The organism is Marinobacter caseinilyticus, assembly GCF_011074955.1.
In the GTDB taxonomy this organism is placed as follows: domain Bacteria; phylum Pseudomonadota; class Gammaproteobacteria; order Pseudomonadales; family Oleiphilaceae; genus Marinobacter; species Marinobacter caseinilyticus.
Window position 1 is genome coordinate 319508 of sequence record NZ_WUQJ01000004.1, and the last position, 11438, is coordinate 330945.

An 11438-nucleotide genomic window follows, 5' to 3' on the forward strand; every position below is an offset into this window, starting at 1 on the left:
CACCACCGCTAACGGGTCACCATCGTCTGGGCATGCTTTACCAGTTCGCCAGGGTCCTGGATGCGTTCCGGTTTGCGGATACCACTCTGGCAACCGGGCCTTGCATACAACGCCGCCAGCCAGCGGTCGAGGTGCGTCAAACCCTCTACCGAAACGCCAGACCAGCGGTGGGTGCGCACCCAACACCAGTTGGCGAAATCGGCAATGGTGATCTCATCCCCGGCAAGGTAAGGCGACTCCGCAAGCCGGCAATCGAGTACTTCAAACAGCCGACGACACTCCTTTTGATAACGGTCAATCGCCGGCTGAATGGTCTCCGGAAAATAACGATAGAACACATTTGCCTGCCCCATCATGGGCCCAACGCCTCCCATCTGGAACATTAACCATTGCAGGACCCGGGAGCGTACGTGCGAGTCAGCCGGATAAAACTGGCCATATTTCTCGGCCAGATAGATCATGATGGCGCCGGATTCGAAAACCACAAAATCGTCGTTATCCCGATCCACGATCACCGGAATCCGGCCGTTGGGGTTCAGCTCCAGAAACTCGGGCGTTTTCTGAGCACTTTTTGACAGGTCGACGGGAATCAGATTGTACTCCACGCCCATCTCGTCCAGTGCGACGGTAACCTTGTGGCCGTTCGGCGTCGGTGAGGTATACACATCCATCATAACAACACTCCAATTGAGGCGGACCTCAGACTTGCGCGGACGGACGTGCCTTGACACGTTCGTACCAGGCTTTCAAATGGGTTTGCTCAGGCTGAATCCGGATATTATTCACCTTGTTGAAATCGATAGTAGTGAACGCATTAATGTCCGCCGCGGTGAACTCGTCGCCACAAATAAACGTGTTGCGTTCCAGGTGCGCATTCAGGAAATGGAAAAATTTTTCGACCGTGGCACGGCACTCCTCGCCCCACTCTTTGATGGGATTCATCCGGTCCTTGAAGTAACCGCTGGTGTGCTGGAAACACATGCCGGTTGGCATAAAGAAGTAAAATTCGATCCAACGTATCCACTGCTCGGTTTGGGCCTTGTCGAGGGCGCCGCTACCCAGCAATGGACGCTCGGGATAAGCCTCTTCGAAATAACGGCAGATGGCCATGGTTTCCGAAATACAGGTACCGTCGTCCAATTCCATCACGGGCACTTTTTTCATCGGATTGCGGGCGGCGTATTCCGGGGTCAGATTTTCCCCTTTCAACAAATCAACCTGAATAAATTCAGCCTTTTCCAAAAGGCCTTTTTCCGCCATAAACATGCGAACCCGGCGGGGATTGGGGGCGGTTTTGGTCTCATAAATCTTCATGGTTACAACCTCTTTATTGTTAGGGTACTCACGAACGCTCCAGTGCCAAGCGTCTCGTCAGATCAGGTTAGCTCGGCGAGCAACTGAACCACTGAGAACCTTGAGGGCAAGGCACGGTGCCAAGGCCTCAGCGTCACGCAGCAAATCAGCCAATTAACCAGACGAGACACTAAAGACTGCCGACAGCACGGGCGACCGTCAAGTCCAGCGCCCTAACCCTTGAGATATTCAGTGATCCGCTCAACAACCCAGGCGGGATCATCCAGCGGCAAATCGTGTCCGGCCTCGGCGTGAACCCGCAGCACCCACTGCCAACGGCGCTCGAGTGTTCGACTGCAACGCCAATCCACAATACGGTCGCCCAGGCTGGCGAGCAACAAGGCATCCGGCAATGGGCGTTGCTTCGCAGGCCTGAAGCGAATGGCCGCCACCAGTTGCCGCAGCGCCGTCGTCAGACTGACGGGTCGCTGTCGCTGGATGCTATACCAAGCTTTTTTGGTCGCTATCGTAGCCGTTTTGTTCGAGGTCAGGTTGAGGATACCCACTTCCCGGTGAAAAACATCGTGATGGGCGATCAGGCGAAGCAAACGGGGCAAGGCCGTCGGTTTCATCCGTCGCCAGGGCGGACTGAAGCCACTGCTGGTGTTGATAAGAACCAGCTGCTGTATCTCACCGCCGCGGGCATTCTGGGCCCAGTCGAGAGCCACCATGGCGCCCATGGACAAGGCAATGATTCCGTAAGGTCCGGGAATGTGCTCTACGTGACGCTGCACCTGGCGCCGAATTCCGGCGATCGTCGACGGACTCCGCTCCTTGTAGTGCACACCCGTGCCTGGCAGGTCAACGGGATGAAAGCAGTGTTCCGGCAACGCGTCGGCAAGCCTGTCACACAGATTCCCCCAATGTGTCTGTTCGCGGGTCAGACCCCTTAGCAGAATCCAATGCATTCTCAGCCGTTCTCCCGATACCAGTGCATGATGGCCGCCTCTCTTAGCATGGACTCCTGGTCTGCGGCAGGCAACCAGCTTTCATGACTGGCAGCGGCGGCCATCAGAAAATCCATTAAGGCCAGGTGACTGCGTAAAACGCGCTGATGTCGGTGCGGCGCCAACGGATTGAACAGGCCCTTCAGACGCAGCAATTGACGAGGCCGTTTTTTGATCCAGCGCCACGACCCCATTTCCAGCGTCAGTGGAATAAAACTGCCACTGCCTGCGCGGTTCACCTGTTTATAAAAGTGATCCCAGAGGTCACCGTGGGTCAGGTAGTGTCGTGACTGTGGCTCAAAGACATAGTTATGATCCGGGTAGGCTTGCTCCCAGATAAGCTTTAACGCCATCACCGAGGCAATACGGCGCATGGGTCGGCGGCGGTAGGCATAGGGAAACCAGATCTGGTCCTGCCAACCAAATCCCGAGTGACAGTCCAGTGAGAGGCTGAACGGGCGGCCCGGCAGCAAATCCTGAATGACCGCTTCCAGAGCTCGATTTTCCGGCTCCATGCCCAGTTTCGGATCGCCAGTGTACCAGGGCAACCGGGGCGACCAGCGTTGCCCCCCCAATAGAAAGGTGCTTTGGCCCTGGGCGGTCACCGGCGAATTTCGCATCAGATCGACACCGTTGGGATTGCTGCGTTGATTCAGGTACATGCCACCCGGGTTCAGGATGGGCAACAGTGTAATGTGCACTTTCTCCAACAAAGTTTTCAGGTGGGCGTCCCAAGCCAACCGACAAAGCAGATTCCGCAGCCAGGTGATGACCACCTGGGCCCCAATGCGCTCCAGGCCATGCACGCCACCAACCAACATCACCACCGGCACGTCCGGTGAATCGCTGCCCACATCCACCCGATACACCGGCAGATTGATCTCTTTCAATGACACTCGCTCCACCACTTGGGTGCGGACGCCTTCAGGTGCCTCAGCCAACACCCGCTCCAGGTTCACCAGCTCCGGCAGGAACCCCCTCAGCAATCGGCGCTGACGGCCGTCCCGACCGGCTTGTTCCCGGGGAATGGCAGTGTGAGGCGTCAACGTTCGAAGTTCTGACATAACAGGCACTCGTAGCAAAAGACCCTTAACGCTAGCGTAAAAGTACTACCGTTTTTTGACAGCTGCGGCCCGATAATGCCTTTGCATCCTCGCTTTGGACAATGATAATGGAGCCCTTTCAAAACACTGGAACGATAACCATGAGCGACGTTCAACTGTACCAATTCGCCATTTCACACTTTTGCGAAAAAGTGCGCTGGGCGCTCGACTTCAAAGGCATTGATTACGAAGCCATCAACCTGCTGCCCGGCACCCATGTTAAAACCGTGCGTCAGCTGACGGGTAAGAGCTCGGTACCCGTATTGGTCCACCAGGGCCAGGCCATACAGGGCTCCGCCAACATCATAAATTATCTTGATGACACGTTCCCCGAACACTCACTGACGCCTGAGGATCCGGCGCAGCGAGACGCTGCACTGGCCTGGGAAAAACGGCTTGATGAGGAGGCAGGCCCGGCCATTCGCTGTTATTGCTATCACTATTTGCTGCAACGGCCAAAACTGGTTGTGCCGATGCTTACCGCACAGAAATCACTGGTGTACTACTGGCTCATACGACTGGGGTTCAGCAAGCTGGAAGACGGCATGCGGAACTATATGAAAATAAACGTGAAAACGGCCAGTCAGTCGCAGGTTGCCATGGAGAAAATATTGGCCGAGCTGGCAGCGGCCTATGCCCAATCGGAGTATCTCGTGGGTGATCGGTTTTCTCGCGCGGACCTGGCGGCAGCGGCGCTGTTCTCCGCCCTGTTCCAACCCAAACAATACCCGGTACCCTGGCCGGCACTGAACAAGGTACCGACTGAAATGCGCCAGTGGATTGAACAACAAGCGGCTCAGCTGGCGCCACTGGCCAAACTGTATGCCCGCTATCGCTAAACAGCAGGCCATTGCCGTCAACCCCGTCTGGCGGGAACATCGGCAGCTTACGGCCGCACTAACATCCCGGTAGCGTCCTCCGTCAGTCCACACCCGTTCAAGCGCGTGTGGCAACGGCTGCTTTTTGTGCGATAAGTTTGTGTTGAGGTCTGCCTGCATGGACTACACTCACAAAACGGTGACCTATCGGAGACCAATGGAATGGATCACGCGGCCTACAGTCTAAAGCTGGCAGAGCAACTGCGGGGAACGGAGCTGGCGTTTTTGGACAGCGAGTTTAATGACCGCCGGCTAAAGGTCCGAACGGCCATGATCAGCGCTGGCTTCGACGCCCTTCTGATCACCGACCCATCCGATATTTATTATCTGACCGGTTACAACACCTTTGAGGTGTCGGTTCATACCTGTTTGGTACTGTCAGACCATCATACCTTTTTGCAGGTGCCTTCCATTGAGATCGGGCCCGCGGTGGTGACCGCTGTGGTCGATGAGGTGCTGGGTTACCGCTGGGAAAACCTGGCCGATGTGATCGACCCGCTGTGCGATGCCCTGGCGGGTTTTTACGCCATCGGCATCGACAGCTGGAGCCCGACCCTTCGCCATGGCATCCTGACCGAGCTGCAGACACGTTTGGGGCCTGACCGGTTTCACCCGGGTGGAGAGCTGTTGGACCGTATTCGAATCGTCAAGTCAGCCGCCGAGCTGACCTGTCTGCGTGAAAGTGCCCGCATCACGTCGGCAGGTCTCCAGGGCGCGATTGAGATTTTAAGACCGGGTCTCAGTGATAACGAAATCGCCGCTGAAGGCGCCCGGGTGTTACTGCGTGAAGGCAGTGAATTCATGAGCATGCAGCCCATCGTCACCAGTGGCAAGCGCATCAGTGTGATCCACACCAACCACCGGCGGCAGCCCATTCGGAATGGTGACCCGGTGTTTCTTGAGTTCGGGTCCTCCTTCAAACGCTACACCGCCCCAATGATGTGCACCGCTGTCGCCGGGCGCGCCACCCCCCAGATGATGCGTTTGCGTGACACCTGTCGGGCGCTGTTCGACGCGTTGTTGCCGGTGATGCGGCCGGGCCACACCTTTCATGATGCCGCAGTGGCGGCAGAACAGGTATTGGCGCCGATGCGTGACGAGGTCTTTTTTTCGGGCGTGTTCGGCTATTCCGTCGGTGCCCAGTTTCCACCCAGCTGGGTGGAAGGCACCGGTTATATTGCCCGCAATCAGCACCAGGCCTTTGAAGCCAATATGGTGTTCCACCTGCCTCTGTGCTTAAGGCGGCCAGGGGAGTGGGGCATCGGGATCAGCGATACCGTACGCGTCACCGACACCGGCGGCGAAGCCTTGACCGACAACCACTGGCGTTTGCAGGAATACGAACCCTGAGGCCAGCCACAGCTCCGCTAAGACGTCAGTTTCTCAGGCAAGGCGACACGTTACGTGTCCGAGACCTTCGACATCCGAGGAGCAACCGTTTTCATAACCCAACCAACACCTTGTCCGGTCTGGAGAGCTGGGGAGCCTCTCAACCACACCCTGCACTCCCTGGCGTTCAGGCCACCGGGTGCAGTGAAGCCCGAATGCCCCGCAGGCCTTGCACGAGCACACAACCGCTTGCAGCAGGCCGGTCAGAGCATGCACACAGGTGGCTAATCGGGCTACACTCTGATTAAACTCTGACTACACTGACGACACTCTGACAGTGCCTCTTGATCTGTAGGGATAAACGGCACGTAATTAGGGTAGACCAGAAACGGAGACTCCTATGCGATGCAGTAACTTTACAGCCCTTGCGATATCCGCCGCCGTCCTGCTAACCGGTTGTTCAAATGAGGCGTCAGAAGCCGTGGCAGGCGAATCGCCCAGCGCCGCGAAGACACCAACACTGGCGCCACCGAGCGAAACCAAAGTGCTGAAAGTGGCGACTCGCAACGGGTCTACCACCTACTACCTCAACCGCCATGAACAACCCATTGGTCCGGAATACGCGCTGATTACCGAGTTCGCCAAGGCCCAAAGCTGGGACGTGGAATGGACCATGCTGGGCTCCACCGCTGAGGTCCTTGAAGCGCTGGAGAACGGCCAGACCCACATTGCCGCAGCCGGCCTGACTCAACTGCCTTCCCGCAACCAGCGTTTTACGGCAGGACCGGTGCATACTGAAATTGTGCAACAACTGGTATGCCACCGCGAGATGCGCCCCATGCCACGCAAACCGGATCAACTGGCCGATGTGGAAATCCTGGTGACCGCAGGCTCCAGTTACGTCGAAGCACTCAACAAACTGGCGCAAGTCCACACCGGCATTACCTTTGAGGAGGATTCCGACCAAACCACCGAGGTCTTGCTGTCGCAGGTTGCGCAGAAGGCCATCGATTGCGTGGTCGCCGATTCCAATATTGTGCAAGTGATGCGCCGTCACTGGCCTCATCTAGAGGTGGCGATGAATTTGACCGGCGGTCAGAATCTGGGCTGGTACCTGCCTGCCGGGGCCGATGCATTGGCCGGTACCGCCCGGGAATGGATGAACAGCGGGGCCGGCGATGAAGCCATCGCCGAGATGGAAAACCGATATTACGCCTACATCGGTGATTTTGACTTTGTGGACCTGCGCGCCCTGAGCCGCCGCATTGAAGACCGGCTGCCCAAGTTCATGAATCAGTTTATTGCGGCCGAACAAAACACCGGCATGCCGGCCGAGCTGTTGGCGGCTTTGTCCTATCAGGAGTCCCACTGGGACCCCAGCGCCAAATCACCAACCGGGGTACGCGGGATCATGATGCTGACCCGGCGCACCGCCGAATCCCTGGACGTGCTTGACCGTCTGGACCCGGACCAGGCCATCGACGGTGGCGCGCGGTACCTGGCGGATCGTCATCGGCGGCTACCGGAGACCATTCCCGAACCGGACCGAACGTTCCTCGCCCTGGCCAGTTACAACATTGGCCGTGGTCACTTATTGGATGCCCGTCAATTGGCCCGCGATCTGGGCAAGAACCCGGACTCCTGGGAAGACATGCGAGAGGTGCTGCCCCTGAAAGCGGACAAACGCTACTACCCCAGCACGCGTTACGGTTATGCCCGAGGTTATGAACCCGTGCATTATGTGCAGCGCATTCGTAACTATCAGGATGTGATACATTCGGCCTTTGAGTGAGGCGCCCGTCGGCAGCCTCATCCCATTTCCCAATGCGGAGGCTGTCGATGGTTCCATCGCACCCAAAACCAGTGTCGCAAGCCTGCGAGAACAACAAACAGCCCATTCTCGACCGGCTGCAGGGCTTGCTGACGAAGCCAGGCCGGGTGCTTGAAATTGGCACCGGCACCGGTCAGCACGCCGTGTACTTCGCCACAGCACTGCCCTACCTCATCTGGCAGCCCAGTGACCACCCCGATAATGTTGCTACCTGCCACCCCTGGCTAGAAGAAGCCCGACGGCCAAACATTGCGCAACCGCTGGCGCTGGACGTCCGCCAGACCCCCTGGCCACTGACCCGGGCAGACGCGGTGTTCTCGGCAAATACGGCCCACATCATGTCCTGGCCCTGTGTTGAGGCCATGTTTGCCGGCGTCGCCCGCCTGCTGATTGTGGATCAACCGTTTTGTCTGTACGGCCCATTCAAATATCACGGCCAATTCACCAGCGACAGCAATGCCGCGTTTGACCGTCACTTGCGTGCTCAAGACCCTGCAATGGGCATTCGGGATATGGACGATGTACAAGATTTGGCGACGGACGTCGGTTTGCGACTGGCAGAAGACATCGCCATGCCCGCCAACAACCGCCTGCTGGTGTGGCGCCGAGTCGCTGACTGACGTGACGGAAAGGGTTAACCACTGTGATCGCGCGATCAAGGGCTACCGTAGCTGGCTGTCCTTACTGCCCCGGCGGTTGTAACCACTGGCCGACCGTTGCTCGCGATCATGCTTGCTTTGGCAGCCGACACACAACCTTACGCCCTTGAGGGCCAGGCGCCTTGCCTCCGGAATCTCAGCGTCACACTCTTCGCAATGGCTCAGGCTCTCGCCGGTCGGTAACTGACCACGCGCTCGCTGCAATGCGTCTTCGACGGTACTGTCGATCTGCTCCTGTACCGCCCCTTCTTTCGCCCAACCACTGGCCATGGTCACCTCCTGTTGCTGTCACGATGTCAGGTGAAACTTTGCCTGTACCTGCTCCACATCATAGCGCCTGACTCGACAACTTGGTCAAGACCACCTGCAACGTCTCGGCAATACGGGCATTCAGCTTCACACTGACCAGTTCATCCGCCCTGGTTCGTCCCAGGTTCAAAGTCGCAATGGGCTTACCCCACTCATGGGCATGGCGACAAAACCGGAAACCGGAGTACACCATCAATGAGGAACCCACCACCAGCAAACCATCACTTACCCGCAGCGACTCAAGCGCCGAGGTCACCCGTTGTTTCGGCACGTTATCACCAAAAAACACCACATCGGGCTTCAGGATGCCGTGACATCGGGGGCAATCCGCCACCTCAAACCCACTGAAATCCACTTCCAGGTCGGCATCCCCATCCGGAGCGGTCTCGGCCCGGTAACGCCGAAAGCCGGGGTTCATCTGGTGGCAGCGCTCATGGACTTCATCCCGGTGACATCGGTAATTGCACGCCATGCACACCACCTCGTCGGCCCGTCCATGCAGATCAACTACCGCCTGGCTGCCCGCTCGCTGGTGCAGACGATCCACATTCTGGGTCACCACCAGTTGGGTACAGGCACGATCTTCCAGTTCCGCCACATGGAAATGGGCAGGATTGGGCCGGGCATTCCGAATCACAGGCCAACCAATCAGGCTACGCCCCCAATATCGCTGGCGGGTCGCCCGCTGATTCATGAAATCCTGGTGCTGAACCGGCTGCTTCCGCTTCCAGGCACCGTCCCCGTCGCGATAATCGGGAATGCCGGAATCGGTGCTGACTCCGGCCCCGGTCAATACCAACAACCTGGGGTTCTGGCGGATAAAATCGGCCAACCGTTCGCCGGCCTGCTCAGGGCTTTGGGATTCTACCGGTTGATCCATCATCGGCATGGGAACAGACCGCAGGGATTGCTTACTCATAACCATGACAGACACCCGTTTACCAATGAATAACACAGCGTCCTACTGTAGTGATTGAAGAATGGGATACCAAGTCCCCGGTACCCATGATGATTGTTCACGGATTGGTCAAGTCTAGCGGTCATCCATGACGGCCTCGACTCTGGGGTTGGCATTCGCTGCTATAATTATCCAACGTTTAATCATTTGCCGCACCCCACTCGCAAGGCGTGCCTTTGGTTCTATTCGTCAAGGCTTTCGGCGCTATGAACAGCCTTAAAAAGCATCGACAAATCGCCTTACTCCGCAGAGCCATCGGGTTCACTGCCCTACTTTTGTTAATCATTACCGTGCGGGCCGCACCCTCCCAAGTTTTTTACGTCAGGGCCGCGCCGGAAAGCGCCACGGACCTGCGGTATGAATATGACAACGCCGTCCTGAAGCTGACGCTCAAGAAAACTGAGAATGACTACGGCCCCTGGCAAATAGAAATTGCCCCGACCATGAATTTCGCCAGAACGGTGCATACCCTCAAAACCGGGAAATACGAAAATTTTATTGCCAAGCTCAGTTACGAAGACAGGTTCAACGACTGGGATGTGATTTTTGCCCCGTTTCCAATAGATCTCGGCATTGTCAGTTATCGGGTGTGTTTCACTTCGCAGGAAACCAAAGAACGGCTAAGACGCTCGAACACCCTGGCGCAGCTTAAATCATTTACCCATGGCCAGGGTGATGGCTGGTCCGATATCGGAGTGTTGCGTCAGAATGGCTTCGAAGTCACGGAAGTCACCAGTTACGAAAGCTTATTCAAAATGGTTGCAGCAAACCGTTTTGACCTTTTCTGTCGAGGTACCAATGAGCTGCTTGATGAGTACCAGTCACACAGAGACATTGAAAATCTGACCTACGATACCTCTATCGCGATTCATTACCCCTTGCCGCGGTTTTTCTACACACACAGCAGTAACACGGCCGCCCTGGAACGAATTTACCGAGGCTTGCAACGGGCTCACGACGACGGCTCTTTGATCGCGTTGTGGCAGGATCATTACGGCGCCAGCATTGACTTTGTAAAATTCCACGAACGCACAATCTACACTCTCACCAACCCTAACCTGCAAAGACTGTCTGACGATTACCGGCAGTACTTCTACACGCCCGTAGGTCCTTGAGTGAATCGCCCCGGGTTTTATAGACACCTCCAGGCCTTATACTAAAGGCACTTAGGAGGGCCAATGAGACACCCACAATACACCGAAGAATTTAAGATTGAAGCCGTCAAACAGGTGGTAGAGCAAGGCCACCGTGTTGCCGATGTTGCTGCCCGACTGGGCGTGTCCAGTCATAGCCTATATCAGTGGAGAAAGCGCTACTCCAAGCCTGCTGATCTGCGCCAGCAAGATGATGACCTCCAAGCTGAAAACCGGCGATTGAAGGCTGAGCTTAAACGCGTGTCAGAAGAGCGAGATATATTAAAAAAGGCCACCGCGTACTTCGCCAGAGAGTCCGACTGAGGTACGCGTTTATTCGGGATCATGCGGGCCAGTATCCGGTACGACGTCTGTGCGGCATGTTGTCTGTGCATCCCAGCGGCTATTATGCCTGGTGCCGTAATGCATTGTCTGGCCGGGCTCGGGAAGATCAGCGTCTGCTGGGACAGATCAAGCATGCCTGGCTGGAAAGCGGTGGTGTCTATGGATATCGTAAGATTCATCAGGATCTACGAGAAGCTGGTGAGGCGTGTGGCAAGCACCGGGTAGCCCGTCTTATGCGCCACGAAGGGCTGCGCTCTCAGACTGGATATAAACGCCGCCCGGGCCACTACAGTGGTAAACCTGCTGCGGTATCACCCAATCATCTCGATCGCCGGTTTGAAGTAGCAGCGCCCAATCTCGCCTGGGTTACCGACATCACCTATATCCGCACCTACGAAGGCTGGCTCTATTTATCAGTCGTTATTGATTTGTTCTCTCGTCAGGTTGTTGGCTGGTCGATGAAGCCACGCATGACCGCCGACTTGGCGCTGGATGCCCTGTTAGCCGCAGTCTGGCGCCGAAAGCCCCACGGGGTTGTTATGGTGCATTCAGACCAGGGCAGTCAGTTCAGCGGCGGTGAGTGGCAAAGCTTT

At 56.8% G+C, this 11438-nt stretch carries 11 protein-coding genes and 1 pseudogene; 6 read left to right on the forward strand and 6 right to left on the reverse strand.

The genetic code is table 11. The features are described 5' to 3' along the window. Positions 1-8: 8 nt before the first annotated feature. From GRX64_RS01635 to GRX64_RS01650, 4 genes are all read right to left on the reverse strand, one after another. A complete protein-coding gene (locus tag GRX64_RS01635) occupies positions 9-674 on the reverse strand; it encodes a glutathione S-transferase family protein (RefSeq protein ID WP_166263430.1) in 666 nt (221 codons plus the stop codon). A 25-nt stretch (positions 675-699) separates the two neighbouring features. Continuing rightward, a complete protein-coding gene (locus tag GRX64_RS01640) occupies positions 700-1314 on the reverse strand; it encodes a glutathione S-transferase family protein (RefSeq protein WP_166263431.1) in 615 nt (204 codons plus the stop codon). Between the two features lie 212 nt (positions 1315-1526). After that, positions 1527-2261, reverse strand: coding sequence for an alpha/beta fold hydrolase (locus tag GRX64_RS01645; RefSeq protein ID WP_166263432.1), 735 nt, complete (start codon positions 2259-2261; stop codon positions 1527-1529). A 2-nt stretch (positions 2262-2263) separates the two neighbouring features. Next, a complete protein-coding gene (locus GRX64_RS01650; protein ID WP_166263433.1) occupies positions 2264-3364 on the reverse strand; it encodes a M14 family zinc carboxypeptidase in 1101 nt (366 codons plus the stop codon). Positions 3365-3504: 140 nt separating this feature from the next. On the opposite strand from GRX64_RS01650, the gene GRX64_RS01655 reads away from it, so the two are divergent. The 4 genes from GRX64_RS01655 (at position 3505) to GRX64_RS01670 (ending at position 8061) form a co-directional block, all read left to right on the forward strand. Then, positions 3505-4242 (forward strand): glutathione S-transferase family protein, encoded by a 738-nt coding sequence (locus GRX64_RS01655; protein ID WP_166263434.1) that lies wholly within the window; start codon positions 3505-3507, stop codon positions 4240-4242. A 201-nt stretch (positions 4243-4443) separates the two neighbouring features. Beyond that, a complete protein-coding gene (locus tag GRX64_RS01660; protein ID WP_166263435.1) occupies positions 4444-5631 on the forward strand; it encodes a M24 family metallopeptidase in 1188 nt (395 codons plus the stop codon). Between the two features lie 379 nt (positions 5632-6010). Then, on the forward strand, positions 6011-7402 hold the full coding sequence (gene mltF / locus GRX64_RS01665) for a membrane-bound lytic murein transglycosylase MltF (protein ID WP_166263436.1): 1392 nt from the start codon (positions 6011-6013) through the stop codon (positions 7400-7402). 47 nt (positions 7403-7449) lie between these two features. Beyond that, a complete protein-coding gene (locus GRX64_RS01670; protein WP_166263437.1) occupies positions 7450-8061 on the forward strand; it encodes a DUF938 domain-containing protein in 612 nt (203 codons plus the stop codon). Positions 8062-8103: 42 nt separating this feature from the next. On the opposite strand, the gene GRX64_RS01675 is transcribed toward GRX64_RS01670, so the two are convergent. Both GRX64_RS01675 and GRX64_RS01680 read right to left on the reverse strand, forming a co-directional pair. Further along, positions 8104-8370 (reverse strand): DksA/TraR family C4-type zinc finger protein, encoded by a 267-nt coding sequence (locus tag GRX64_RS01675; RefSeq protein ID WP_166263438.1) that lies wholly within the window; start codon positions 8368-8370, stop codon positions 8104-8106. A 58-nt stretch (positions 8371-8428) separates the two neighbouring features. Continuing rightward, positions 8429-9328, reverse strand: coding sequence for an NAD-dependent protein deacetylase (locus GRX64_RS01680; protein WP_427901633.1), 900 nt, complete (start codon positions 9326-9328; stop codon positions 8429-8431). 245 nt (positions 9329-9573) lie between these two features. Between GRX64_RS01680 and GRX64_RS01685 the strand changes: the two genes are divergently transcribed. Beyond that, complete coding sequence (locus tag GRX64_RS01685) at positions 9574-10482, forward strand: hypothetical protein (RefSeq protein ID WP_166263439.1); 909 nt, start codon at positions 9574-9576, stop codon at positions 10480-10482. A gap of 63 nt (positions 10483-10545) precedes the next feature. After that, positions 10546-11438, forward strand: a pseudogene (locus GRX64_RS01690) (IS3 family transposase); the annotation flags it as partial.

Coding starts and splice junctions, on each gene's coding strand:
- GRX64_RS01635 (WP_166263430.1), bottom strand. CDS start 674: ATGATGGATGTGTATACCTCACCGACGCCGAACGGCCACAAGGTTACC.
- GRX64_RS01640 (WP_166263431.1), bottom strand. CDS start 1,314: ATGAAGATTTATGAGACCAAAACCGCCCCCAATCCCCGCCGGGTTCGC.
- GRX64_RS01645 (WP_166263432.1), bottom strand. CDS start 2,261: ATGCATTGGATTCTGCTAAGGGGTCTGACCCGCGAACAGACACATTGG.
- GRX64_RS01650 (WP_166263433.1), bottom strand. CDS start 3,364: ATGTCAGAACTTCGAACGTTGACGCCTCACACTGCCATTCCCCGGGAA.
- GRX64_RS01655 (WP_166263434.1), top strand. CDS start 3,505: ATGAGCGACGTTCAACTGTACCAATTCGCCATTTCACACTTTTGCGAA.
- GRX64_RS01660 (WP_166263435.1), top strand. CDS start 4,444: ATGGATCACGCGGCCTACAGTCTAAAGCTGGCAGAGCAACTGCGGGGA.
- mltF (WP_166263436.1), top strand. CDS start 6,011: ATGCGATGCAGTAACTTTACAGCCCTTGCGATATCCGCCGCCGTCCTG.
- GRX64_RS01670 (WP_166263437.1), top strand. CDS start 7,450: ATGGTTCCATCGCACCCAAAACCAGTGTCGCAAGCCTGCGAGAACAAC.
- GRX64_RS01675 (WP_166263438.1), bottom strand. CDS start 8,370: ATGGCCAGTGGTTGGGCGAAAGAAGGGGCGGTACAGGAGCAGATCGAC.
- GRX64_RS01680 (WP_427901633.1), bottom strand. CDS start 9,328: ATGAGTAAGCAATCCCTGCGGTCTGTTCCCATGCCGATGATGGATCAA.
- GRX64_RS01685 (WP_166263439.1), top strand. CDS start 9,574: ATGAACAGCCTTAAAAAGCATCGACAAATCGCCTTACTCCGCAGAGCC.